General features: G+C 37.2%; 24 protein-coding genes. 17 read left to right on the top strand and 7 right to left on the bottom strand.

Annotated elements, in window-relative coordinates; translation table 11 throughout:
• Positions 1–262 precede the first annotated feature (262 nt).
• Positions 263–985, top strand: coding sequence for an EcsC family protein (locus GMJ66_RS17330; RefSeq protein ID WP_156291583.1), 723 nt, complete (start codon positions 263–265; stop codon positions 983–985).
• A gap of 111 nt (positions 986–1096) precedes the next feature.
• On the top strand, positions 1097–2296 hold the full coding sequence (locus GMJ66_RS17325; protein WP_156291582.1) for an ornithine--oxo-acid transaminase: 1200 nt from the start codon (positions 1097–1099) through the stop codon (positions 2294–2296).
• 220 nt (positions 2297–2516) lie between these two features.
• Here GMJ66_RS17325 and GMJ66_RS17320 read toward each other — a convergent pair whose 3' ends face one another.
• Entirely contained in the window at positions 2517–3104 is a 588-nt protein-coding gene (locus tag GMJ66_RS17320) for a TetR/AcrR family transcriptional regulator (RefSeq protein WP_156291581.1), read from the bottom strand.
• A 157-nt stretch (positions 3105–3261) separates the two neighbouring features.
• Here GMJ66_RS17320 and GMJ66_RS17315 point away from each other — a divergent pair, with 157 nt between their 5' ends.
• The 4 genes from GMJ66_RS17315 to aroD all read left to right on the top strand — a co-directional run bounded on the left by GMJ66_RS17315 (position 3262) and on the right by aroD (position 7590).
• Positions 3262–4179, top strand: a complete 918-nt coding sequence (locus GMJ66_RS17315; RefSeq protein ID WP_156291580.1) for an ABC transporter ATP-binding protein — start codon at positions 3262–3264, stop codon at positions 4177–4179.
• Entirely contained in the window at positions 4179–5777 is a 1599-nt protein-coding gene (locus GMJ66_RS17310; protein WP_156291579.1) for an ABC transporter permease, read from the top strand. The genes GMJ66_RS17315 and GMJ66_RS17310 overlap by 1 nt, the downstream gene beginning before the upstream one ends.
• Positions 5778–6138: 361 nt before the next feature.
• Positions 6139–6405, top strand: coding sequence for a PDDEXK family nuclease (locus tag GMJ66_RS17305; protein WP_156291578.1), 267 nt, complete (start codon positions 6139–6141; stop codon positions 6403–6405).
• Positions 6406–6825: 420 nt separating this feature from the next.
• The gene (aroD, locus tag GMJ66_RS17300) at positions 6826–7590 is read left to right on the top strand and encodes a type I 3-dehydroquinate dehydratase (RefSeq protein WP_156291577.1); all 765 of its coding nucleotides are present in this window, start codon (positions 6826–6828) and stop codon (positions 7588–7590) included.
• A gap of 83 nt (positions 7591–7673) precedes the next feature.
• On the opposite strand, the gene GMJ66_RS17295 is transcribed toward aroD, so the two are convergent.
• Entirely contained in the window at positions 7674–9296 is a 1623-nt protein-coding gene (locus GMJ66_RS17295) for a catalase (RefSeq protein WP_156291576.1), read from the bottom strand.
• Positions 9297–9710: 414 nt separating this feature from the next.
• On the opposite strand from GMJ66_RS17295, the gene yfkAB reads away from it, so the two are divergent.
• Positions 9711–10838 carry a radical SAM/CxCxxxxC motif protein YfkAB gene (gene yfkAB, locus GMJ66_RS17290; RefSeq protein WP_156291575.1) on the top strand — a complete coding sequence of 376 codons (1128 nt, stop codon included), beginning with the start codon at positions 9711–9713 and terminating at the stop codon, positions 10836–10838.
• A gap of 35 nt (positions 10839–10873) precedes the next feature.
• Positions 10874–11971 (top strand): mechanosensitive ion channel family protein, encoded by a 1098-nt coding sequence (locus tag GMJ66_RS17285; protein ID WP_156291574.1) that lies wholly within the window; start codon positions 10874–10876, stop codon positions 11969–11971.
• Positions 11972–12019: 48 nt separating this feature from the next.
• On the opposite strand, the gene GMJ66_RS17280 is transcribed toward GMJ66_RS17285, so the two are convergent.
• A complete protein-coding gene (locus tag GMJ66_RS17280; protein WP_156291573.1) occupies positions 12020–12787 on the bottom strand; it encodes a DUF3891 family protein in 768 nt (255 codons plus the stop codon).
• A 379-nt stretch (positions 12788–13166) separates the two neighbouring features.
• Between GMJ66_RS17280 and GMJ66_RS17275 the strand changes: the two genes are divergently transcribed.
• From GMJ66_RS17275 to GMJ66_RS17265, 3 genes are all read left to right on the top strand, one after another.
• Positions 13167–14030, top strand: coding sequence for a VOC family protein (locus tag GMJ66_RS17275; RefSeq protein WP_156291572.1), 864 nt, complete (start codon positions 13167–13169; stop codon positions 14028–14030).
• A 57-nt stretch (positions 14031–14087) separates the two neighbouring features.
• On the top strand, positions 14088–15164 hold the full coding sequence (locus GMJ66_RS17270) for an LLM class flavin-dependent oxidoreductase (RefSeq protein ID WP_156291571.1): 1077 nt from the start codon (positions 14088–14090) through the stop codon (positions 15162–15164).
• Positions 15165–15338: 174 nt separating this feature from the next.
• Positions 15339–16292, top strand: a complete 954-nt coding sequence (locus tag GMJ66_RS17265) for a calcium/sodium antiporter (RefSeq protein ID WP_156291570.1) — start codon at positions 15339–15341, stop codon at positions 16290–16292.
• 311 nt (positions 16293–16603) lie between these two features.
• On the opposite strand, the gene GMJ66_RS17260 is transcribed toward GMJ66_RS17265, so the two are convergent.
• Both GMJ66_RS17260 and GMJ66_RS17255 read right to left on the bottom strand, forming a co-directional pair.
• Positions 16604–17203 (bottom strand): alpha/beta hydrolase, encoded by a 600-nt coding sequence (locus tag GMJ66_RS17260; RefSeq protein ID WP_197046758.1) that lies wholly within the window; start codon positions 17201–17203, stop codon positions 16604–16606.
• A gap of 117 nt (positions 17204–17320) precedes the next feature.
• A complete protein-coding gene (locus GMJ66_RS17255; RefSeq protein ID WP_156291568.1) occupies positions 17321–17758 on the bottom strand; it encodes a MarR family winged helix-turn-helix transcriptional regulator in 438 nt (145 codons plus the stop codon).
• A 199-nt stretch (positions 17759–17957) separates the two neighbouring features.
• Between GMJ66_RS17255 and GMJ66_RS17250 the strand changes: the two genes are divergently transcribed.
• On the top strand, positions 17958–18389 hold the full coding sequence (locus GMJ66_RS17250) for an Rrf2 family transcriptional regulator (protein ID WP_156291567.1): 432 nt from the start codon (positions 17958–17960) through the stop codon (positions 18387–18389).
• 69 nt (positions 18390–18458) lie between these two features.
• Positions 18459–19100, top strand: coding sequence for an NAD(P)-dependent oxidoreductase (locus tag GMJ66_RS17245; RefSeq protein ID WP_156291566.1), 642 nt, complete (start codon positions 18459–18461; stop codon positions 19098–19100).
• A 148-nt stretch (positions 19101–19248) separates the two neighbouring features.
• On the opposite strand, the gene GMJ66_RS17240 is transcribed toward GMJ66_RS17245, so the two are convergent.
• Positions 19249–20010, bottom strand: coding sequence for an ABC transporter permease (locus GMJ66_RS17240; RefSeq protein WP_156291565.1), 762 nt, complete (start codon positions 20008–20010; stop codon positions 19249–19251).
• Entirely contained in the window at positions 20007–20738 is a 732-nt protein-coding gene (locus GMJ66_RS17235; protein ID WP_156291564.1) for an ABC transporter ATP-binding protein, read from the bottom strand. The genes GMJ66_RS17240 and GMJ66_RS17235 overlap by 4 nt, the downstream gene beginning before the upstream one ends.
• Positions 20739–20978: 240 nt before the next feature.
• On the opposite strand from GMJ66_RS17235, the gene GMJ66_RS17230 reads away from it, so the two are divergent.
• The 4 genes from GMJ66_RS17230 (at position 20979) to GMJ66_RS17215 (ending at position 24684) form a co-directional block, all read left to right on the top strand.
• Positions 20979–21311: a PadR family transcriptional regulator gene (locus GMJ66_RS17230; protein ID WP_156291563.1), complete on the top strand. Its 333-nt coding sequence runs from the start codon at positions 20979–20981 to the stop codon at positions 21309–21311.
• A gap of 2 nt (positions 21312–21313) precedes the next feature.
• Positions 21314–21940, top strand: a complete 627-nt coding sequence (locus GMJ66_RS17225; RefSeq protein WP_231514970.1) for an HAAS signaling domain-containing protein — start codon at positions 21314–21316, stop codon at positions 21938–21940.
• Between the two features lie 99 nt (positions 21941–22039).
• On the top strand, positions 22040–23506 hold the full coding sequence (locus tag GMJ66_RS17220) for a DUF4153 domain-containing protein (RefSeq protein ID WP_156291561.1): 1467 nt from the start codon (positions 22040–22042) through the stop codon (positions 23504–23506).
• 479 nt (positions 23507–23985) lie between these two features.
• A complete protein-coding gene (locus tag GMJ66_RS17215; RefSeq protein WP_156291560.1) occupies positions 23986–24684 on the top strand; it encodes an isoprenyl transferase in 699 nt (232 codons plus the stop codon).
• Positions 24685–25164: the final 480 nt, after the last annotated feature.

Raw genomic sequence — 25164 nt, 5'->3', positions numbered from 1 at the left:
CGATTTTGATTAGATCAAAGAATAGTTTATTTCTCTAGAATAGACCTTACTTATTACTATGTAAGTAGGCAATGTATGGTGTAGAAGAGGAGACTTCCGCTTATATGATGTTTTTGGGAAGTTGGGAATAAGTAGTGTGACATATCTCGTAGGTTTATAATGGAGTTACTTTAGGGTGCAATTGTAAAAAGGAAAATAAAAAACGAACTTTTTGCTTAACACATACGTATATCAACATAGGATAAGTTAGAGGTGATAAAGCTTGAATGAGTATGAAGCTAAAGTAAATGATGATATACAGTCATGGCGAATAAAAATCATGAAGCCATTTAGTCTAATGAATCGTCTATCAAAAAAAGCACAAAACAAGGTGAACCAATGGATTCCAGACAAAGTACATGCTGTTGTAACAGAAAGCATTAAAAATATGGTAAAGGCAATTCTAATCGGATCCAATATCACCACAAGGCAGAAAATAGAACCTGCAATGTTTAGCTTGTATGAAAAAGATAACTTGGTAAAAGAAAAATTACTAATTTATCGAAGGACTGCAACCGTGGAAGGCGCAGGTACTGGTGCTGGTGGTTTACTAATGGGGCTTGCTGATTTTCCATTATTATTATCGATCAAAGTCAAGTTTTTATTTGAAGCAGCTGCTATTTATGGATTTGATACGAGCAAGTATGAGGAACGATTATTTATCCTTCATATTTTTCAGCTTGCTTTCTCCAGTGATGAGAAACGGAGAGAGACATTGTTTATTATCGAAAATTGGGAGGAGCAGAAAGGAAAATTAATGGATATGGATTGGCTTGCGTTTCAGCAGGAATACCGTGATTACATTGATTTGGTAAAAATGCTGCAGCTCATACCAGGGTTAGGGGCAGTCGTTGGAGCATATGCAAACTATAATTTAATGGATGATCTGGCAGAAACAGCTATGAACGTATATCGAATGCGGATTATGAATACTCTCACCACTTAAATTATTCATAAATTTGAAATGATATGTGAAAACGGATAATACTTATTAAATTAGAAGTAGGTTGACAGGGGGTCTATCCCTATACTTAAAAAAGAAAGAGGAGGAGAAAGTATGACAAACGTACAATCGAAAGAAATTATCAAACAAACATCCCTATATGGAGCGAATAACTATAATCCGCTCCCGATTGTCATTTCCGAAGCGGAGGGGGTATGGGTAAAGGACCCTGAAGGCAATCAATATATGGATATGCTAAGTGCCTATTCTGCAGTAAATCAGGGGCATCGACATCCAAGAATTATAGATGCACTGAAAAAACAAGCGGATAAAGTGACGTTAACATCTCGAGCATTTCACAATGATCAATTAGGCCCATGGTACGAAAAGATTTGTAAATTAACAAATAAAGATATGACACTTCCTATGAACACTGGTGCAGAAGCGGTGGAAACAGCAATCAAAGCTGCTAGACGCTGGGCATACGAGGTGAAAGGGATTGCCGATGGAAAGGCAGAAATCATCGCTTGTGAAGGGAATTTCCATGGACGTACCATGACTGCTGTGTCCTTATCCTCAGAGGAAGAATACAAACGTGGTTTTGGACCAATGCTACCTGGTATTAAGCTTATTCCATATGGTGACGTCAAGGCTTTGAGAGCAGCAATTACGGAAAATACAGCAGCATTCTTATTTGAACCAATCCAAGGAGAAGCTGGTATTGTGATACCTCCAGAAGGGTTCTTAAAAGAAGCATATGACATATGTAAAGGAAACAATGTGCTATACATTGCCGATGAAATTCAGGCTGGTCTAGCTCGCTCTGGAAAAATGTTTGCTTGTGACTGGGAGAATGTAGAACCGGATATGTATATTCTTGGAAAAGCATTAGGTGGCGGTGTCTTCCCAATTTCTTGTGTGGTAGCAAACAAGGATATTTTAGGTGTGTTTAATCCTGGTTCCCATGGTTCGACGTTTGGCGGGAATCCACTTGCATGTGCGGTATCCGTTGCAGCATTGGAAGTTATCGAAGAAGAAAAACTAGCTGATCGTTCCCTTGAGCTTGGTGAGTATTTCCAAGCAAAGCTGAAGGTAATGAATAATCCTGCTATTAAGGAAGTTCGCGGTAAAGGATTATTTGTAGGAGTCGAACTGAATGAACCAGCACGACCTTATTGTGAGAAGTTAAAAGAAGAAGGACTTTTATGTAAGGAAACACATGAAAATGTCATTCGGTTTGCACCACCACTTATAATTAAGAAAGAGGAATTGGATTGGGCAATTGAAAGAATTAGTAAGGTGCTATCTAAATAGTAGAAACATCTATCTTTGTTCGATTAGGGGATGGTACCTGTGGCGAAAGACTAAGTAACCAATCAAGTACAGAACGTGATTATCAATGATTTATGTTATGTAATAACAGCAATCTTTACGAAGAGAGCCTTATAAAGACTTCATTGAGTGTATGTTCAATGAAGTCTCTTATGTGGAAGGGAACCTCCGTATTCAGAATAGAAGCCCTTAACATTTTTAATCAATCGTTCCCCTTACCTATTATCCCGTAAAATAGGAGATGCATTATTTCTTCCGTCATTGGCAAAATCCTTTCGTTGACTTCTGTCTTTTGCATCGCTTCTTTTAGCATTTGAATATAGAAAAGAATTGCTTTATTTGATACGTTTGGATTAATATAGCCCTGTTCTCTTCCTTCGTTAAACAAATCTATTAAACCGGGAAACACTTTATTAGTATAGAGCTCCTCAATATAATGAATTCCTTGCGTATATTCCTTCATGAAGTAATGATAAAAATCCTCATGTAAATGGCTGGCTGCATCTGTTTTATTAAAAATGATCTGTTTGACTTTATCCGGAAAGTCCATATCACTGTTCAATAGCTTTTCGTACTCCTGCCATACATCATCTACATAATAGATAAGTACCTCATGGATTAATTTATCCTTACTTTCAAAATAATTATAGATCGTAACCTGTGATACGTTTGCTTCTTTTGCTATCTCAGAAATCGATACTTTTTTAACTCCATATTTCATAAATAAAGACAATGCAGCCTTTAAAATATCCTGTGTTTTTTGTTCCCTGCGCCGCTTAAAACCGTCCATAACTCCCACCTCAATGTTAGTTTAATAAAAATTATGTAATAAAACAATTAAATTATTTCAAAACCTATTGATAAAAAGCAGAATATTTAATATTATGAACCATGATAAGTAAAATATTTCATAATTTATTGATTTTACCAAAAGAGGAGGTCTATTGATGACCGTTATAAAGACAACTAATTTAACAAAAAGATTTGGTAAGTTTACCGCATTGGATGGTGTGGATCTAGGGGTGACTGAAGGAGAAATTTACGGATTTATTGGCCCGAATGGAGCCGGAAAATCAACAACGATTCGTGTATTGCTAGGGATTTTAAAAGCAACAGAAGGAGAAGTGAAAATATTTGGAAAAGATGCATGGAAGGATGCCGTGGAAATTCATAAGCGAATCGCATATGTACCTGGAGATGTAAATTTGTGGCCCAATTTGACAGGTGGCGAGGTAATTGACCTTTTCATAAACTTACGAGGCGGTAATCATAAGAATCGACGAGAAGAGCTTATAGAGAAGTTTGACTTAGATCCCACGAAAAAATGTCGTACTTATTCCAAAGGAAACAGACAAAAGGTTGCATTGATCGCCGCTTTTTCGTCAGACACAGACTTATATATTTTAGATGAGCCGACATCAGGACTGGATCCCTTAATGGAAAATGTCTTCCAAGAATGTGTCATGGATGTAAAAAGAGAAGGGAAGAGTGTCCTACTTTCCAGTCATATTTTATCCGAGGTGGAAAAATTATGTGATAGAGTTGGGATTATACGTCAAGGAAAAATGATAGAAACGGGGAGTTTGGATCAATTACGCCACTTAACCCGTACAAACTTTAGAGTGGAAACGAAGCAGCCAATAACTAATTTAGGTGAATTAGAAGGGGTACACGGTATAGAGGAGAATAGTCAAACCCTGTCCTTCCAAGTTGATACGGAAGATCTGGACAATGTAATAAAGCATATTAGTCCGTTCGGAATCGTAAAATTGGAAAGTACGCCACCAACACTGGAAGATTTATTTATGCGGTATTATGAGAGGAAAGATCCCTCTTCGGATACAGGAGTGGGAGGTGCACTCTAATGACAAACAGTGTTTTGAAAAATACAGGGAGACTTACTCGGTTCATTATACGACGTGATCGAGTTCGAGTTCCTTTATGGCTCATCGGGATTACGTTTTTCACCTTAATAGTACCGATTGCCTATAATGAAATGTATGATTCTCAACAGGACAGAGACGTTTTAGCCGATACGATGAGGAATCCTGCCATGACAGCGATGGTAGGGCCTGGAGGTTTGGATAACTATACGATTGGGGCCATGACAACCCATCAAATGTTACTTTTTACAGCGATTACGGTTGGAATCATGAGTATTTTACTTGTAAATCGTCATACACGAGCAGATGAAGAAGATGGCCGTATGGAAATGATTCGTTCTTTAGAAGTTGGACGCCTATCCAATTTAAATGCAACGCTCCTCGTATTAAGTATAGCAAATACAATTCTTGCACTAATCAATGGTTTTGGATTATATGCATTAGGGATAGAAGGCATGGACCTGGAGGGGTCGTTATTGTATGGAACAACTCTAGGGGTGACTGGTATTTTCTTCACAGGTGTTACGGCAATATTTGCACAGCTTACTGAAAGTTCACGTGGCACCATTGGTTTTTCCATCGCAGCATTACTTATTGCCTATTTTGTGCGTGCTATTGGCGATGTCAGTAACGGTACCTTATCATGGTTATCACCACTTGGCTGGGTAACGCAGACTGGGGCATATTCCGATAATAATTGGTGGCCAATTGTATGGATGATTGGTGCATCTATCTTTCTATTTTTCTTTGCAAATTATTTAAATGCCGTACGTGATCTGGGAGCGGGATTTTTACCAGCTAAACCGGGCAAAAAATACGCCACAGCATTTTTACAAAATCCTGTTGGTCTTGCATTAAGACTACAACGTACTGCAATCATCGCATGGGCTGTCGGTATATTTGTTATGGGACTTTCTTATGGCTCGGTTTTTGGTGATTTGGATTCTTTCTTTGAAGGAAATGAATTACTGGAACAAATGCTAGCTTCAGAGGAAGGTTTTTCATATACAGAACAGTTTATACCGATGTTGATGATGATTATGTCCATCCTTGCAAGCATTCCTACTTTAATGTCCATGTTAAAACTGAGTGGGGAAGAGAAGAAAAGTCGAATTGATCATTTGCTTGGCAGGGCTGTATCACGTACTAGGTTAATGGGAAGCTATGTAATCATTGCTATTTTCAATGGTTTTATGATGATTTCCCTCTCGGCGATTGGACTATGGGCTGCTGCATCTGCCGTCATGGAAGAACCTTTTTCGTTTGGGACGATATATGGGGCGGCAATGGTATACTATCCGGCAATGCTTGTGATGATTGGTTGCACTGTGTTCCTAATAGGATATGCTCCGAAGCTAACTGGTCTCATTTGGATATACTTATTTTACAGCTTTTTCGTTCTATATTTGGGCGGGTTGTTTGACTTTCCAGATTGGGTTGGAAAACTAACGCCATTTGGATATATTCCGCAGCTACCTGTTGAGGATATGGAAGTGATGCCTATTTTTATTTTAGTTTTGATTTCTATTACTTTAATGGTGTCTGGATTTGTTGGGTATAATAGACGAGATATAGATTAAGCTTTTAGTTTACAGAACTGGAGGCTTTTAGTAGATAAAATTATTTTATTTGGTTTACGGGCAATCGGAGACAACAATGAAAAATCTAATATTGATTTGGCATTCGTTTCTCCATAAACGACAATAGGAGAATAGACGGAACTAACATTTGCTTTAGAAGAGGAATTAGATGCGTTACTAGTCTTGGATATGATTAGGTATGAAGATCCCTCAGAAGAATTAAAGGAAAAGATTAGGAAAAACGGGAAAATACTTTATTCAGCAGAGGTAACTTTTAATTAAGAAGACTTCATAATGATGTTCTATGTTATGTTATAATAACCATAAATGAAACCGTATTCCGTGGGAAATGGGTGAACTCATGGTTATTCCAGGAGGAAACAAGAAATATACTTATGCAGATTACGATGCATTGGAGGAAAATGTTCTATATGAGGTTATTGATGGTAAGGTGATTAGTATGTCACCTTCACCAACACCAAAGCATCAGGATGTGGTAGATGAACTAACTGCGGAACCTATTCGACAAAAAGCAGTTACCTATGTAGAAAACGCTCTTCAAACTTTTTTAGAGGCCATTCATCATGATGAGTCATATTCAAACAGAGTCGGTATACATCAGTATTGATAATAAGATTTGAAAAGTAATATTCGAAAAGTGGCAAGTTTTACGACTGTTAAAGATAGGGAAATCCATCATAAACAAATGTTTGATTGACAATGAAAGATTAAATCAAACGTTTGTTTTAATTTTTTTCTCAGGCAGCATAGCGATATGGTAAGCAACCTTAAATGAAAGGACGGCCTATCTTAAATGACCCTATCTATATAGGATTATAGACAACATAGTAAATATGAACAGCAATCCAGCGTATTTGTTCGGTAATCTGTGATATTTGTCCTGTTGTTAAAGGTGTTCCTTTACAAATATTAGAAGACGATTAGTGTGTGCTTATCGAGTTATTGGTTTATGGAAGCAGGAAAAAGGAAAATTATCTAGAATGATATACACTATAATTATTATTCAAGAAAAGAGAGAAGGAAATATATGTTGCGCCCATTAACTGTAAAAAATATAAGAATCGGTGAAGGTAAGCCTAAAATTTGTGTACCCATGGTTGGTGAGACAAAAGAGGAATTACTGGAAGAGGCCAAATTACTATCAACATTAGATATTGACTTGGTGGAGTGGCGGGTAGACTTTTATCAAGATATGGAGAACATAGATTTACTGAAAGGGACGCTTGCCTCAATAAGAGAAATGTTGAACAGTAAACCGCTTTTATTCACTTTTCGCAGTGCAAAGGAAGGTGGAGAAAAAGCAGTCTCACAACAGTACTACGTAGAATTAAATTTGTCTGCAATCGAAACTGGGTTGATTGATTTAGTTGATGTGGAATTGTACAGTGAGGAAGACGTGGTGAAATCCGTTATTCAGACGGCCCATTCACAGGAAGTCTTTGTGATTATTTCCAATCATGATTTTAAAAAAACTCCATCTAAAGAGGAGATTGTCTCACGGTTACGAAAAGCACAGGAGTTAGGTGGGGATATTCCTAAAATAGCTGTTATGCCAAAGGATACGCAAGATGTTTTAACTTTATTGGAAGCGACGAATGAGATGAAACATCAATATGCCGATCGTCCAATTATCACGATGGCGATGGGGGGACAAGGGGTTATCAGCCGGTTAAGCGGAGAAATTTTTGGTTCGGCGATTACATTTGGAGCAGCTAAAAAGACATCTGCCCCAGGGCAAATTCATGTGAATCAGTTAAGAAGTGTGTTGGATGTAATACATGAGAATTTATAGGTGGACAGAAATGATCGATGTTATACTAATAGAACTCGGTATGTACTTAGTGCAAATACCGAGTTCTTTTGTTTTATCAGCTTTTAATAAGGGTCTGCATCATGGCCTTTTTCCACAGCATCTTTGACTGCCTGATGGGCATCTTTGGCTCCAAGTGGATGCATTTCTTCCCCTGCTTCCATCTTCGTATCAGCCATCATTTTGTTTTTCTCCTCTAAACCTTCTCTTAAACGGCGGCCGTATTCTTCATCTGCTTCTTCAGCTAGGGCAATCATTTTATCTTGAATTCGCTTGTCACATACAGCTAAGTCATTCACAAGATTACTGATTAACTCATCTTTTTCCCATTGCTCAAAGCGGCGATAGGTTTCACCAGCTTGCTTCGTATTATCGTTTCGGTCAATCGATTCACGTACGAGATTTCCCTCAACTTTTGGTGTATACTCTTTTCCAGTTTGTTCCGCCTCTTTTAATCCGCCTAAAATCGATGGTTCATAATTGACATGCGGATTTTGACCAGGTGCTTTGTCATTTTCATATCTTAATTGGCCACCTTCCTGATTGGTTGCCACACGTTTTTTCGCTGCATTAATCGGAAGTTGCAAATAGTTTGCACCTACACGGTAACGCTGGGTATCTGAGTAAGAGAATGTTCTTCCCTGCAGCATTTTGTCATCTGAAAAGTCGAGACCATCAACTAGAACACCGGTACCAAATGCAGCCTGTTCTACTTCGGTAAAGTAGTTTTCCGGGTTTTTATTTAAGACCATTTTTCCTACAGGCAGCCATGGAAATTGATCCTCTGGCCAAAGTTTTGTATCATCAAGTGGATCAAAGTCCAATTCAGGATGAGGTCCATCCTCCATAATCTGAACAGACAGCTCCCATTCAGGGTACTCTCCACGCTCAATTGACTCGTATAAATCCTGGGTCGCATGATTGAAGTTTTTCCCTTGGATTTCTTCTGCTTCTTTCATGGTCAGGTTCTTTATTCCTTGCTTCGGCTCCCAATGATATTTGACAAGGACCGCTTTACCTTCTTTATTGACCCATTTATATGTGTTTACCCCAGAACCTTGCATCATACGGTAATTTGCTGGAATTCCCCATGGAGAGTAAACGAACGTCACCATATGAAACGATTCTGGTGAATTGGCACAAAAATCAAAAAAACGTTCTGGATCCTGAATGTTGGTAACAGGGTCTGGGCGGAAGGCATGAATCATGTCTGGAAATTTCACCGCGTCACGAATGAAAAATATTTTTAAGTTATTTCCGACTAAATCCCAGTTTCCGTCTTCTGTATAAAATTTCACAGCAAATCCCCTTGGGTCACGGACTGTCTCAGGAGAATGTAAGCCGTGAACAACGGTAGAAAAGCGGACAAATACTGGGGTTTGCTTTCCTTTTTCCTGGAAAACTTTTGCTCTTGTGTATTTGGAAACGGGTTCATCACCAGCCATACCATAGGACTCGAAATATCCGTGAGCACCTGCACCACGGGCATGTACTATCCGTTCAGGTACTTTTTCCCGGTCAAAGTGACTGATTTTTTCAATGAAGTCATAGTTTTCTAATGTAGCAGGTCCTCTGTTTCCCACTGTTCTAATGTTTTGGTTATTGGTGACGGGATGTCCTTGCCGGGTAGTAAGTGTGTCATCATGTTCGATGTTGGTTTCGTTATTGGTAGACGGCTTTTTTTCCATGTTATCTCCTCTTTTTGATTAGATTTTGATCATATTAGTTATTATCTATGTTTGCCTTAAACACAGTAAAATAATCTGAGATTTAAGTGAAAAATGGAAAGGTGGAAGGATATTTGATTTTATAGAGGAGGTTCTCCAAGTACTGCTTTTTTACACGTTAGAAAAATTTTAGCAAAGAAGGGCATTCAATGTAGCTAAAATTTTAACGTCCTAGTATAAGAAAAACTAACACATTCACTAAAAACCATTAATGGAGGGTTTTAACCACAAGAGGAAGAGGTAATGAGAGAGCGCATATCAACTGTTGAATTTTTTGAATATCCAACCAGCTACAATTTTTTATGTCTTAAGTATAAGAATCAACACATAAAGTGTTAAAATAGTAGAATAGATTTTAAAGGGGAAGATTAATTTATGAATACGACAGAGAGAAATCTAGCAATAACACCTGCCAATGATCCATGGGAAGCATATATGGATGTCAGGGAATTTGGTAAGATGACACTTTCCAATATTGAGTTTACAACGACAACTATGTGTAATATGCGCTGTGCTCATTGTGCGGTGGGATATACACTACAGGCTCGTGATCCAGATGCCCTTCCAATGGAACTACTTGTTAAACGTTTGGATGAGATTCCGCATCTTCGTACACTTAGTATAACTGGCGGTGAGCCAATGATGAATAAAAAGTCTGTCCGGGAATATGTTATTCCTTTGTTAAAGTATGCTTCAAAGCGAGGGGTCAAAACTCAGATTAATTCCAATTTGACGCTGCCATATAGCCGATATGAAGAAATTATTCCATACTTAGATGTGTTACATATTTCTCATAACTGGGGAACTGCTGAAGAATTTGCAGAATCTGGATTTGCCTTGATGGAACGAAAGCCTTCTCTCGATAATCGTAAAAAGTATTTTGAACGAATGGTGGAAAATTCAAGGCGACTTTCCAGTGAGGGAGTAATGGTATCTGCAGAAACGATGTTGAATAAACGAACATTTCCATATCTTGAGCAAATTCATGATCATGTAAATGAAATGGGCTGTGCTCGTCATGAAATTCATCCTATGTACCCTGTTGATTTTGCAAGTAACTTGGAAATTCTTAGTCTGGATGAAATGCGAACAGCGATTCAGCGACTTCTGGACTATCGAAACAAAGACATGTGGATGTTATTTGGAACATTACCTTTTTATGCCTGTAGTTCTAACCGAGATGATTTGGACTTATTGAAGCGTCTATATCAAGAAGAGAGTGTAACAGTACGAAATGATCCAGATGGTCGCTCACGTTTGAATGTGAATATTTTTAATGGGGATGTCATTGTAACGGATTTTGGTGATGAGGAACCGTCATTGGGTAATATTCAGAATACAACATTGCCTGAAGCCTATGACCGCTGGATGGATAGTAAAACTGCTAAAAGTTTAAATTGCCATTGTCCTGCAGTAAATTGCTTAGGGCCAAATATTTTAGTGAAAAATGCATATTATCGTGATGTTAATTTTCAAAAGAGAAAAGCACAGATTAGCCGTTGATAATATCTAGAAATTTTAGGAGGAAATGAACTAATATGACATGGGAGTTATTTATTTCTTATGAGCACCTGATTGAGCTGGGAATAGCAGTGGGGATATTCCTGTTATTTGTTCTTTTTCGTAAACTATTTGCCAAATATGTTTTTGCAATCCTCATGAGATTAGTTAAGAAGACGAAAATAGATGTTTTATCGAATATATTTTTATCCTTTGAAAAACCAGTTCAATGGTTATTTACTATTATTGGACTTTACGCTGCGGTAAGATATTACCCTTATATAGATCACCAGGAAAACGAAATGTTCGGTCGTTTTATAAGCGCATCTATCATTTTCCTTTTAACATGGGGATTAGTTAGACTATCCTCCACATCATCCGAACTTTTTCGGAAAATTAATGATAAAACAGATATAAAGATTGATGAAATTCTTATTCCGTTACTGTCCAGAACCTTACAGTTTATTATTGTAGCTATTGGTGCAACCGTTATTCTTCAGGAATTTGGCTACCGAATTGAAGGTTTTATTGCAGGTTTAGGACTAGGTGGATTGGCTATTTCCTTAGCTGCAAAAGATGCTTTGGCCAATTTTCTTGGCGGTATTGTCATTATTTCGGAAAAACCATTTACCATCGGGGATTGGGTGTTAACACCTAGTGTGGAAGGGACGGTCGAGGATATTACATTCCGGAGCACGAAGATTCGTACATTTGCCAATGCACTTGTTTCTGTGCCTAATGCGCAGTTAGCCAATGAACCGATTACAAACTGGAGCAAAATGGGGAAACGACAAATTACGTTTAACTTGGCATTAACGTATGAAACACCTAAAGAAAAAATGCAAGCTATTGTCCAACGAATTGATCATTTATTGAAAAACCATCCTGATATTGATCAGGAAACAATCTTTGTTAAATTTGATAAATACAATGACAGCAGTCTGGGTATATTCTTATATTTCTTCACTAAAACAACGGTATGGGGTGAATTTTTAGAGGTGAAGGAAGAGATTAATTATAAGATTTTAGATATTGTAAGAGAAGAAGGAGCAGAATTCGCTTATCCAACAAGAAAACTCTATGTGGAAAATGATAGCTTTCCAGATGGACAGACACCATTAAGACAGGAGTCGTAAAGAGAGGGGCCGAATCACTCGGCTCCTTCTTTAATTGTAAAAGGGTGGTTAATTCGGAATAATCTCCAGCTCTAGTTCCTCATAAGGAGTATTTTCATAACTATGAACTAACCCATGTTTTCGAATTACTGTCTTAGAAACAACTTTTTGTTTTATCCGCACTGTCACACTTGATTCAAATGGAAACGGGCTAAGCACAATGGTATGCTCATCTTTCCATTCCGGCTCCAGAACTTGTTTGCTTAATTGGTCTATATCTGATGGCAAATCTATTCCATTGCGAAAAAAGAAATGAACGTCCTCCTTGGTAACGCCAGGTTCGTTTAAGCATAGGTATAATGATAGGCTATCTCCAAGTTTTAAGAGATCATAGTGAAAGTTAAACAAACGTTTGTTTAACTCCCCTAAAGAAGCGATAAGCCGCTGCCGCCGTTCCTTTTCTTCTTCTATGAAGCGTGACGCATGACTGGATGATTCTTGTGCTATGAACCTTGAAAAATGTTCGCTGCATAATAATGCAGCATAGATATCATTTTTTTCAATTTCATTAATTCCGTGAGTGTAGACGATGGTTTTAGGAGAAATAGGGAAATCTGAAAATGTATAAGGTTTGTTCGTTTGATCATTCCAAAGTGGCTGTTTATCAAAGTATTTCCAACCATAATCATGCATTTTGATTGCGTAATTCACGGACTTTCGGTGGGCCTTACCAAGAAAAAGGCTGTCTTTCCAATTTGCCATTAATTCACCAGAAATTATGGCGTGATTATTCTGTTCAATCATCACAAAATGACCGTCGTGCTCTCTCACAATCATGTAAACCCCCCTTTTCTTCAGAGTATATGCCATGTATCATACGGCAGACAAAAACTTCATTAATCTTGAAGTTCTTAAATCATTCTATCAAAATAAACCTGTTTGTTTAAAATATTACATCATCTAAAGATATGTTTAATTTTATATCAACTGCAAAGATTAAAAAGCAATAAAACTTACGAAAGAGCCAATGTTAAAAACTGGCATAGATATTCAAAATTATATAAAAAATACACTGTAACGTAATTGACAAATCCATGATATCATCTTATACTTACTAAAAGTAATTAAATAAAAAGTAGTAACTAAGAGTGTAGAAGTTAACGGATTAACAGAATATAAAGATAATGAATGTTTTCAAAAGAAGGAGATGGAAATGATGGAAAAGAAATTTTTCCAAAAACCAACCATTTATGTTGGTGAGGTTAACATAAATGTAACCAACTTAAATAAATCACTTGAATTTTATCGTGATTTCATGGGATTTAAAGTACTCGAACAAACTAGCAGCAAGGCAGTTTTAACTGCAAATGGGAAAACACCGCTCTTAACATTGGAACAACCAGACGATGTTGTACCTAAACAGGGAAGAACAACGGGATTATATCATTTTGCGATACTTTTTCCATCACGTGCAGACCTTGGTGCATTTTTAAAACACCTTATTGAGACAAAGGGAAATCAAATTCGTTTAGGAGCTTCTGATCACTATGTAAGTGAAGCGCTCTACTTCGATGATCCAGACGGAAATGGGATTGAAATTGCAAGAGACCGTCCGTCTACTGAATGGAATTGGAATGAGGATCTAGTGGAAATGGCGACTGTACAAATGGATGCAGAAGGTGTGCTTGAAGCAGCTGATAAACAGTGGAATGGAATGCCTGAGGATCCATTAATGGGGCATATTCACTTGCATGTTTCTGATTTGGATGAAACAGAAAACTTCTATGTCAATGGCTTGGGATTCGATATTGTAACGAGATATCCTGGCGCACTTTTTGCATCAACCAATGGCTATCACCATCATATTGGTTTGAATGTATGGAATGGGGTAGGGGCTAAAGCACCTGCGAAAAATAGTGTTGGATTAAATTGGTTTACACTTATATTTCCAGATGAAGAGAAGCGGAAAGAAACCATATCGAAATTAGAACAACTGGGTATAACCGTAACAAAGGAAAATGATTTTTATGTAACGGAAGATCCTTCTGGAAATACGATACAGCTTCGATTAGAAGAATAGACTTTTGCGGAAGTGTTCAAATAGACACAGGAGCATGTAATTATTGGAGGAAGAGCGATGGATATACACCATGAAAATACATTTGAAATTGGTATTTATACATTAGGGGATATAGTAGCTGATCCTTATACAGGTAAATCAAATAATGCCAAACAGCGCATTCATGAAATCATCGATGCGGCTAAACTGGCAGATGAAGCGGGGTTGGATATTTTCGGTGTCGGGGAACATCACCGTCTAGATTATGCGGTTTCCAGCCCGCAAATGGTTTTATCTGCTATGGCACAGGTTACGAAAAATATTAAATTAACGAGTACGACAACGGTTTTAAATACGATAGACCCAGTAAGGTTATTCGAGGACTTTGCCACGTTGGATTTAATATCAAATGGACGTGCAGAGATTATAGCCGGAAGAGGGGCATTTGTGGAATCCTTCCCGCTATTTGGATACCGATTAGATGACTATGATGCATTATTTGAAGAGCATCTGCAATTATTAATGGAGCTAAACGAAAATGAACGGGTAACATGGAGCGGGAAATACCGTTCCGAATTGAAAGATTCCGAAATTGCACCACGGCCACATCAGGAAAAACTTCCAATTTCAGTAGGTGTGGGAGGAAGTCCAGAAAGTGCAGCAAGAGCTGGCAGATATGGCTTAGGCTTGACGATAGCTATGATTGGGGGATTTCATACAAGATTTGCCCCATTAGTAGATGCATACCATCAGGCGGGATACCTTGCTGGATATGAGAAAGCCGAACTGCCAATCGGAATAACAGGACACGGCTATATTGCTCAAACAAAAGAAAAAGCGAAGGAAGAATTTTACCCATACTATGCAAACTATATGAAATACATGAATCAGCAGCGTGGAATAGAAACTACTATCACACGGGAAGAATTTGAGAAAATAACAGAACCGCAAAGCGTTATGTTTATCGGAAGTCCGGAAGATATTATTGAAAAAATACTCTATCAGCATGAAATGTTTGGGCATAGACGCTTTATGCTGCAAATGGATATTGGTGGAGTCCCTTTTAAAAATATAGAAAAAACGATTGAATTATTAGGTACAGAAGTTGCTCCGGTGATACGTCGTGAAACAAGTGGGAAATTAATGGAAGTATAAAGTCGCCAAATAAGGCGGCTTTTTTTTATCATGTGGTTAACTGGCTGTAAGACCCCCACTAATTGAAGATTCACTTTATTGCAAAATAATCCAATCCTCCATTGAAAGGAATTCAAAATAGAAAATGGGGAAGGTTATATTATGATAAATATGGGATTAGGAGGGTGGAATAATTTGGCATATATTTTATTGGTTGTTGGCTTTGTATTACTAATTAAAGGGGCAGATTATTTTGTTGACGGAGCATCAAATATCGCAAGGCTGCTTCGGATTCCTTCTATTTTAATTGGATTAACGATTGTTGCTTTTGGAACGAGTTCTCCGGAAGTAACGGTTAGTATTATCGCAGCTTTAGAAGGGAGTGCAGATGTATCCCTTGGTAATGTCATTGGCAGTAATATCTTTAATTTAACCTTGGTAGTTGGGATAGCAGCATTTATATTCCCCTTAAAGGTAGAAACGGAAACGATTCGAAAGGAAATCCCCTTTACATTTTTAGCGAGTGTAGCATTGCTTGTCGTGATGAGTGATATTACTTTGGAAGGATTAAGTGATAATTTCATTACAAGAAGTGATGGGCTTATCTTTTTATTATTTCTTTCTATCTTTATGTACTATGTCATTGAGGTTGCGTTTAAGAGCCGCGAAAGCTTATCCGATGAACCAATCCCTCAAGGTGTGACATGGGGGAAAAATATTATAATTACAATATTGGGCTTAGCTGGAATTGTTTTTGGTGGGGAGCTGGTCGTATCGAATGCGACGGAGATTGCTTATCGATGGGGTATGAGTGAAACACTGGTTGGCTTAACCATTGTGGCGATGGGTACGTCCTTACCAGAATTAGTAACATCAGTAACCGCAGCACTTAAAAAGGAAAGTGAAATTGCACTTGGTAATATTGTCGGGAGTAACATTTTTAATATTTTATTAGTGCTTGGTACCTCATCAGTGATTACACCACTTCCCGTAAATGGCAAGGTATTCAGTGATGTACTTATTATGATGGTTTTAACTGTGATTTTGCTTATCTTCTCCAGAACCAATTTCAGAGTAGGGAAGAGGGAAGGGCTTATTTTAGCACTTTCGTATGTAATCTATCTGATTTATGTCATTTTAAGAAATTAAAAAGCTGCCGTGTTAATTCAAAACACGGCAGCTTTTTCATTTTGGCTGTTTTTAAAGATTAGGATTGCGGTTACTGGTCCTGCCGAAAAGATTTGTTGCTTTGCAGGAAATTCGCTTTCCCGCAGGAGTCGCCCCCTCCGCTCCAATCAGCCAGCTTAATAGTGATTAGCTTACTTTACTAAATTTATTTAGTGAAATCAAATATCAAAAAAATATAAAAGTACAAAACGATCGTAGTGTATTTCCGTAGCGGTAATATTCTACCATCATCGTGCTTATCATTTTATTTAAACTTTGCGAAAATAAGATCCTTAATTTTTGTACCAATTAGCAGCAGCTTTCACTTCATCCATCGTTAGTTGATGCCCTCTGTTTTCCCAATGTAGTTCTACTCTGGCACCGGCATTTTCAAGTAAGGATTTTAGTTCTTCAGATTCATCAGCAGGGCAGATTGGGTCATTCGTTCCTGCAGCAATAAATACCTTCTTACCGGCAAGGTCAGGTAAATCGATGCCTCTTCTCGGTACCATTGGATGGTGAAGGATGGCTTCCTGTAGCGCGTCTTTGTAATGAAACATAAGGCTTGCAGCGATATTCGCTCCATTTGAATAACCGATGGCAGTGATGTTATTTCGGTCAAACCCGTACTTTTCAGATGCTTCATCAAGAAATTCATTTAGTTCCTTGGTGCGGAAAATTAAGTCCTCTTCATCAAATACTCCTTCTGCTAATCGTTTAAAAAAGCGAGGCATGCCATTTTCCGAAATATTCCCACGTACACTAAGTACATTGGCATCCCCATCAATGATGTCTGCTAATGGGAGAAGGTCCTGTTCCGTTCCTCCTGTACCATGAAGCAGTAATAAAGTTTTTGAATGATTTTTTCCTTCTTGGAATATATGTTTCATTATGTTTCTCCTTTCCAAATCTCTAATTATTTAATGATTTTGCTTTAAGTGGGATAGGTGAATGGTTTACATATGCCTGGAATTTTCCGTTTCTGATCGATAATGTATCCCACTGTTTCTTTATTTTAGTTGTTCCCCTTTCTTTCCAACGCGTTTTAGTACATCAATTACGATTTCTTTTTCCTCCTCTGAAACGTCCTCAAATATTTCTTCGATGACTTTTTGATGGAGTGGAAAGATTTCTGCCATTAAGTTCATTCCCTCATCTGTTAATTGAATATGAACGGCGCGACGGTCATCCTTACAGGGAATCCGTTCGAGCAGCCCTTTCTTCTCCAATTTGTCGATAACATAAGTAATGGAGCCGGTGTTAATCAGTACAGCTTCTGAAATTTGTTTTATCGTTTGTTTGCCTTTGTGGTATAATGCTTCCATAATTGTAAAATCAGAAGTACGCATGCCATGACTGCTAATATCTTTCTTAATCACCTCTCCCAATGTTTTATTTGCTTTTAATAAAACAACAAATGCTTTTAGTGATAAGTTTTCAGTACCCATAGGGAAATCTCCTTTTATATTCAATCCTATTAATTTGAATTAAAGTATTTTTAATTAAGTGTAATATACAAAATTATGAGAGTTATGTCAACTATTAGGTTTTCCGATTATCTTAAAAGTATACAACAAAGAACATTGCAGATAATACCTTGACACATCTTTTTGATGTAACTATAATGATTACAACGGAGGTCACATTATGAAAATCAGCAGTCGATTTACTGTAGCTGTACATATTTTATCACTCGTTTCTATTGAAAGAGATACGCGGCTAACATCGGAGTTCATAGCAGAAAGCGTGAATACGAATGCAGTTGTGATTCGGAGAGTAATGGGGAAATTAAAAAATGCGGGACTAATCGAAATCTATCGTGGTCAGGGTGGAGTTGAACTTCGCAAGCCTTTAGATCAAATAACATTACTTGAAATTTATCAAGCCGTTGATGTTGTGGAGGAAGGAGAATTATTTCAATTTCATCAGAACCCAAATCCAAATTGCCAGGTTGGAGCAAATATCCAGGATGTTCTCGAACTCATATTGTTAAAGGCCCAAAACGCAATGGAGTCTGTTTTAAACGAGGTGACCCTAGAAGAATTAGTAACGGTGTTATCTAAAAAAATTGGATCATAATGTTCCATTTTTTTGATATAGATGTAATCGAATTGGTTACAATAAAACGAATATATGGAGGGATTCTTAATGAAAATAGGAATTATTGGAGCTGGCGGAAAAGCGGGTAAGCTTATTTTAAAAGAGGCGAAGGAAAAAGGGCATGACGTAACAGCTATTGTACGAGATGCGCAGAAATTGGAGGATAAGAGTGTTTCTGTTGTAGAAAAGGATGCCTTTGATCTAAACACAGAGGATCTTCAAGTATTTGATGTGGTAGTGAATGCCTTTGGTACAGGCCTGGATAATGCGTACCTGCATGTAGATTTAGGGAAATCTTTGATAGAAGCTTTAAAAGGCGCTCCTGAAACAAGATTGATTGTAGTAGGTGGAGCTGGAAGTTTATATGTAGATGAGGCCAAAACAACCAAACTAATGGACACTCCGGAATTTCCAAAAGAATTTATAGCGATTCCTGTCAATCAAGCGAAAAACCTGGAGGACCTACAAAACTCCAGTGGCATAACATGGACATTTATTAGCCCGGCCGCTATGTTTGATCCGGAGGGAAAGAGAACAGGTTCGTATAAGAAAGGAAAGGACCACGTCATTGTAAATGAAACAGGCGACAGCTATATAAGCTATGCAGATTACGCGGTTGCCGTTGTAGATGAAATAGAAAATAAAGAACATATCAATGAAAGATTTACTGTTGTTTCAGAAGCGGAATAATAAAAAAGGAACCGGCGAATTCTTATCCGGTTCCTTTTTTACATGTTAGGAAAGTATAAAATTTTAGCGAAGAAGTTTTTCGACGAAGCTAAAACTTTAACGTCCTAAGTATATGAAAAACTTAAAAATGAAGCGTGATAGTTAGTTCTTATTCTTCTTCCCTAATTTTTAGCATCTGCATTTTGTCATTAAACAGTGTAGGGTAGGACAAAAATCCGAGCATAATACTAGTGACGATTGCTGTCGTTAAAAGTAAAAATAAGATAAGCAATTGGAATTGTACAGCCTGAACCGGATCTGCACCTGCAATAATTTGTCCACTCATCATCCCAGGCAACTGCACAAGTCCAATTGTTTTCTGACTTTCAATTGTCGGAATGGTACTAGCCTTGATAGAGGTCACAAGTGAGGTATGTATTGCCTGCTTTGGTGTTCCGCCGAGTGACAAAATAAGCTCTGTTTCATCCTGTCTTGCCTCCACTTCGGCTGTAAACCGGTTAAGAAATAAAATCGCTAGCACCATAGAATTTCCCACGACCATACCACTAATAGGAATGATATACTGCGCGGTCGGTGGAGTAATTCCAAATCCAAGAAGAATGGCTTGTGTAAGTACTTCAATAAATACAAAGGTTGCAATCAGTTTCCAGGTGATTCCTTTAATGGTTACACCTTTTTTTCGTGCATTTTGTGTAGCTGCACCTATCATCAGGATGATCATTAAAATGATAAATACAAATTGCTCCGAGGCAAACACGAATTGCAGTACGTATCCAACTGCGAGCAATTGAATGATAGAGCGAACAGTAGCGATAATGGTATCCTTCTCTAAACCTAGATGTAATGTTTTAGATAGGATCAGGGGAATGAATACAAATATGAGTGACAAGAATAATGCTAAATAACTCATTCCATATCCCCCCTTACAAAACGCTGAACTCGTTCATCTCTCGGATTATTCAGCAAATCGCTTCTTCCAGTTTCTATGACTTCACCGGCCATCATGACCCAAGTATTATCACCAATGGATAAAGCTTGTTCCAGGTTATGGGTAATCCAAATAATGGTTGTCCCGTATTTTTGATTAATTTTTTGAATGAGTTCCTCGATATCCTGCTGAGATACCCGGTCAAGGGATGAAGTGATTTCGTCCAATAAAAGAACTTTGGGATGGTTCACTAATGTTCGTGCAATGGACACTTTTTGTTTTTGTCCACCTGATAAATCTTTAACGTTCCGATTCAGAAACGCTCCACCTAATGCGACATCTTCTAATAATTCTTTTGCATCTTCTTCCGGTAATTCTTCCCCTTTTAATGTCATTGGCAGGGAGAGATTTTTATACACTGTTCCACTTATCATTGTCGCGCTTTGAAGGGCGAGTCCAATTTTGCGCCGTAAATCAATCGGGTCATATTGTTCAATTGGTTTGTCTTTAATGAGAATCTCTCCGGAATCCGGTGAGATGAGTCGATTGCATAAGCGGAATAGAGTGGTTTTCCCTGCGCCAGAAGGTCCTACAAGTGTCGTAATCTTCCCTTCCTGAAAAGATCCTGTAATATTTTTTAAGATTGGCATCCCCTTATCTGAGAAATGAACGTTATTAAATTGAATAATTGGTTCATATGTTGTTGTCATTAACTACCTTCCTTACGAATGTTTTTAAAGAGACATTTCTATTATCAGTTATTTTCTAGTAGGTTTCTAGAAATATGCATAAAAAAGCGGGATTATTTTTGAATTTTCTAAGAGAGTTTCGATCCAGTTATTAGGATAATTTGTGTTGGTTGATGTCTTATGATTTTTCAAGTAATACTTTACAATCAAAAGTAAATATTTTATAGTATATATACCTAATAATTCTAGGTAGGTGATAAAATGTTTAACCGGGAACTTGTTAAAGGTAGTACATCTTTGCTTGTACTGCAATTATTAGATGAACGTGATATGTATGGATATGAACTGGTAAAAGAGATGGATCGCCGCAGTGAACATAACTTCCAAATGAAAGAAGGGACATTGTATCCTGCACTTCATAAGATGCATAAGCAAGGCTATATCGATTGGTATTGGAAAAACCAGGAAAAAGGCCCGGCCCGCAAATATTATCGCATTACCGCGGAAGGCAAAGAAATGCTATCAGAGAAGACCAATGAATGGCTCCGCTATGTGAAGGTGATGAACAACTTAATTGGGAGAAACGAATCTTGAAGGTGACGAATCAAAGGTTTTACAAAGAATTAGAGCAATTAATTGGTAAGCATCCGGATAAGCAGGCGATTATGGCGGATTATGAGTTACATATATATGAAATACTAAAGGAATCTTCCGTTGAAAATGAAGATGTCTATGAGCGATTAGTAGAGCGATTGGGTTCGCCGCGTGAAATTGCAGGAGTCTGGCGTGAGGAAACTGCGGCCACCCCGAGAAAAACACAATGGTTATTTGTAATATGTAATAGTATGATTTTTATCGGTGGTATTCTATTAACGGTTAGTTATAATGTCTTTAAGTGGGATTGGGCCGAGCAGCTTTGGTCAGCGTTAACGGATACGACTTTACTGATTATGCTTATCTATACATTTTTTTGGGGTCTTCTTGGTTATGAAATTGGTAAAGAGTTTGGACATAAGGGAAAAAGGATTCTTCAAAGAACATTCTTGATTTGTATTGTACCAAATCTATTATTAATGTATTTAACCATATTCAAGCTTATTCCATATAATTGGTTTGATCCATTATTAAGTGTACCATTCATTATTACTTGTATTGTATTTACAGGTTTTTTATATCCAGTATCCTGGATTGGTTATAAGTGGGGGAAGAGAATTTCTGTATAAAGGGAGGATGTTTCCCTGCCTGAAAATCAGAGTGTTTTTTTATAATAATACCTAGATAAACTATGTATATAGAATTAAAAGGGTGAGGTGGGTTATACAATGGAACTGAAAAGGAAAGATTGGTTGCTTTTTATAGCATGCTTGGGATTAGGAGTTCTGGCGGAAGTTAGTTTTTTTCATGGAGAGATAGGGATTTCTTATCCGATTTTTGTTTTTGGATTTTATTTAGTATTTTTCATCCGGTTTAAACTCTCTTTCCAGCATCGAAGAATTGGAATTCTCCTTATGGTTGTAATCTGGCTGCTTGCTGGAAGCTATGCGGTCTATGATAATGAGTTCTTTTATGTTCTTAATGTGCTGTTGATACCACTTTTGATTTTCTTCCATATTGTATTAATTACAAGTCCAAAAAACATGAAATGGGCAAAGCCTGAATTCGTATTTGCTCTGACTTCTAAGCTTTTGGAAGGATTAAAGTATATCTCCAATTTTGGCAAAGTATTGTTTAAAAAGGTGTTTCACAATATAAATGAAACAACGAGTCAGGTGTTGAAGCATATTTTTATCGGATTAGGAATTGGGATTCCCTTATTGCTGGTAATTACTGCACTCTTAATGTCGGCAGATAAGGTTTTTGAGGATATCGTTTTACGCTTGCCTCGGTTTCTCCTGCAGTTTGGTTCCTGGGAGTCTATCTTTCGTCTCGCTCTTGTTTTATTATTCACCCTATTATTTTTTGGTGTTTTACAAGTGCTGCGAAATCAGTATGAATCACAAAGCATAACGATTTTATCTAACGTGAAAAAGATTCGATGGGCTAGTGTCACGGCACTTACCATATTAATTATGTTAAATGCTGTTTATGTATTATTTGTAGTCATTCAGTTTAATTACTTTTTCGGTAATGGATTACAGGATGGATTTACTTATGCCTCTTATGCAAGACGGGGATTTTTTGAATTGCTTTTCGTGACGTTAATTAATTGGATAATCCTAATATGCTGCTTAAAGTTGGTCAAGGATTCAAGGAAGAGTATGAAGGTGATACTTAAAATCATGTATTCGGTACTTATATTAGTGAGTGGTGTCATGCTTGCTTCCGCTTATCAGCGATTAAGTTTGTATGAAGCGGCCTACGGATTCACGATGGACCGGATTTTGGCTCACGGATTTATGATTTACCTTATCGTGATTTTTGCATATACGTTGATACGAGTTTGGTTGGAAAAACTGACATTGCTTCACTTTTATCTGATTGCAGGCCTGAGTTTTTATGTATTATTAAATGTAATCAATGTGGAGCAAGTAATTGTAGACAAAAATATAGAACGTTTTAAAGATACAGGGAAGATAGACATTCATTATTTAAATTCGCTGTCTTATACCGGGGTGGAAGGTCTAATCGAATTGTATGAATTGGACCCGGACTATCCGGAGTTAAAAGATATGCTTATAAATAGGAAACAACAAATAGAAAATCAGGAAACACAACTATGGCAATCATTCAATTTCACAAAGCATCGGATAACCGAACAAATGAAGGGACTGGATATCGAAAGGGAATAAATGCTTTGCTTTAGCAATGGAGTGTTCGGACGTTTTGAAATTTTCAATTAGCAAGCAGAAAGCTTCCGCTGATTGAAGCTTTATTTCACGCATAAAATGTTACCTGAGAAGTGAAGTGGATTCGACGCAGCCAAAATTTTAACTTCTTAATTATAAGAAGGCTGTTTTGTAAAAGTTTGGTAGTGTGGTTACTCTTCCTATATATAGCACAACAATAGCGTAGTGTATTTCCGTAGCAGGAGAATAAATTGAAATTCTTTACGTCGTACGTACTTATATCTGACTTAATATCATATAAATAGCAACAATCTATATGAAAAGAGCCTATAAGAAAAACTAACAATTGATGAAAGCGTGGGCGTATACGAGTTTTTCTAATATTTAGTGGTATTAAAGAAGATATGTTTTCGGCTAGATGTAACAATGGAATGATAAAAGATGAATGAACAGGGAATGAATTTTGAATAGGAGGCTGCCAGATGAGTTTATGGGTTCCAAATCATGTAGCTATTATTATGGATGGGAATGGAAGATGGGGAAAATCGAGAGGTCTTTCCAGGAGTGAAGGTCATTTTGCTGGAACGCAAGCTATGGAAAAAATTATTGATGCTTGCGTCGAGATGAATATTAAGGTACTTACGTTATACGCCTTTTCTACAGAAAATTGGTCAAGACCTGCTGATGAGGTAAACTATCTCATGTATTTGCCGGTAAAGTTTTTTAATAAAAAACTACCAGGGTTTATGAAGAAAAACATTCGAATACTTGTATCAGGGAACATTGCCAGCCTTCCGGATTCTACAAGAAAAGCGGTTATTAAAGCTGTCGAACAAACCAAAAGTAATGATGGGTTAATTGTGAATTTTGCGCTTAATTATAGTGGGAGGAGCGATATTTTACAGGCTGTGCGTCATTTAGTTTTAGATATACAGCATAAGAAAATAGATATTAACCAGTTGGATGAAAACTATTTTCAACAATTTCTATATACAAAAACTTTACCCGATCCAGAAATAATCATACGAACAGGTGGGGAGAAGCGAATAAGCAATTTTCTTATATGGCAATCAGCACAGGCGGAGCTATATTTTTCAGATGTTTATTTTCCTGATTTTAATAAGGATTTATTTAGAAAAGCAATTGCTGAAGTACAGAAGAAACACAGGATAGGTTTCTGATGTGCATAATAAGGTTTGCTTGTTTGGGTAAATTAGTTTTAATAAGATGTTGACTTTTAGGCTGAAAGGTAGTAATATAACTTTTGCTGTTGCAAAAGAAACGCTTTTGAACCAAAAAACGATTTAAAGTTTAGTTAAAAAAAGTGTTGACTTGTAACAGTGTAATTGATATAATATAAAAGTTGTCGCTAATAATTATTTAGGTTTTGAGCAAAATAGTTATTGACAACAAATAAGTAATTGTGTTATATTAATAAAAGTCGCTGAAAAGAACAGCGGTTATCAATTGCTCTTTGAAAACTGAACAAAACAACCAGTATGAAACAAATGTCAGTGGTAAGAAGTTGGATGTCAGTTAATCTGATAAATGATAACTTATACCCTGTATCAATTTTTGAAGCTAAGACTTTTAGTTATGGTTGATTGGTGTCAATCATAATTCAAACTTTTTTGGAGAGTTTGATCTTGGCTCAGGACGAA

The sequence above is a fragment of the Oceanobacillus salinisoli genome, assembly GCF_009733865.1.
Classification (GTDB): Bacteria; Bacillota; Bacilli; order Bacillales; family Amphibacillaceae; genus Oceanobacillus; species Oceanobacillus salinisoli.
Note: the sequence above shows the minus strand (reverse complement) of the source record. Positions and strands in the feature narration are given on the sequence as shown.

Coding starts and splice junctions, on each gene's coding strand:
- GMJ66_RS17325 (WP_156291582.1), top strand. CDS start 1,097: ATGACAAACGTACAATCGAAAGAAATTATCAAACAAACATCCCTATAT.
- GMJ66_RS17320 (WP_156291581.1), bottom strand. CDS start 3,104: ATGGACGGTTTTAAGCGGCGCAGGGAACAAAAAACACAGGATATTTTA.
- GMJ66_RS17315 (WP_156291580.1), top strand. CDS start 3,262: ATGACCGTTATAAAGACAACTAATTTAACAAAAAGATTTGGTAAGTTT.
- GMJ66_RS17310 (WP_156291579.1), top strand. CDS start 4,179: ATGACAAACAGTGTTTTGAAAAATACAGGGAGACTTACTCGGTTCATT.
- GMJ66_RS17305 (WP_156291578.1), top strand. CDS start 6,139: ATGGTTATTCCAGGAGGAAACAAGAAATATACTTATGCAGATTACGAT.
- aroD (WP_156291577.1), top strand. CDS start 6,826: ATGTTGCGCCCATTAACTGTAAAAAATATAAGAATCGGTGAAGGTAAG.
- GMJ66_RS17295 (WP_156291576.1), bottom strand. CDS start 9,296: ATGGAAAAAAAGCCGTCTACCAATAACGAAACCAACATCGAACATGAT.
- yfkAB (WP_156291575.1), top strand. CDS start 9,711: ATGAATACGACAGAGAGAAATCTAGCAATAACACCTGCCAATGATCCA.
- GMJ66_RS17285 (WP_156291574.1), top strand. CDS start 10,874: ATGACATGGGAGTTATTTATTTCTTATGAGCACCTGATTGAGCTGGGA.
- GMJ66_RS17280 (WP_156291573.1), bottom strand. CDS start 12,787: ATGATTGTGAGAGAGCACGACGGTCATTTTGTGATGATTGAACAGAAT.
- GMJ66_RS17275 (WP_156291572.1), top strand. CDS start 13,167: ATGGAAAAGAAATTTTTCCAAAAACCAACCATTTATGTTGGTGAGGTT.
- GMJ66_RS17270 (WP_156291571.1), top strand. CDS start 14,088: ATGGATATACACCATGAAAATACATTTGAAATTGGTATTTATACATTA.
- GMJ66_RS17255 (WP_156291568.1), bottom strand. CDS start 17,758: ATGGGTACTGAAAACTTATCACTAAAAGCATTTGTTGTTTTATTAAAA.
- GMJ66_RS17250 (WP_156291567.1), top strand. CDS start 17,958: ATGAAAATCAGCAGTCGATTTACTGTAGCTGTACATATTTTATCACTC.
- GMJ66_RS17245 (WP_156291566.1), top strand. CDS start 18,459: ATGAAAATAGGAATTATTGGAGCTGGCGGAAAAGCGGGTAAGCTTATT.
- GMJ66_RS17240 (WP_156291565.1), bottom strand. CDS start 20,010: ATGAGTTATTTAGCATTATTCTTGTCACTCATATTTGTATTCATTCCC.
- GMJ66_RS17235 (WP_156291564.1), bottom strand. CDS start 20,738: ATGACAACAACATATGAACCAATTATTCAATTTAATAACGTTCATTTC.
- GMJ66_RS17230 (WP_156291563.1), top strand. CDS start 20,979: ATGTTTAACCGGGAACTTGTTAAAGGTAGTACATCTTTGCTTGTACTG.
- GMJ66_RS17220 (WP_156291561.1), top strand. CDS start 22,040: ATGGAACTGAAAAGGAAAGATTGGTTGCTTTTTATAGCATGCTTGGGA.
- GMJ66_RS17215 (WP_156291560.1), top strand. CDS start 23,986: ATGAGTTTATGGGTTCCAAATCATGTAGCTATTATTATGGATGGGAAT.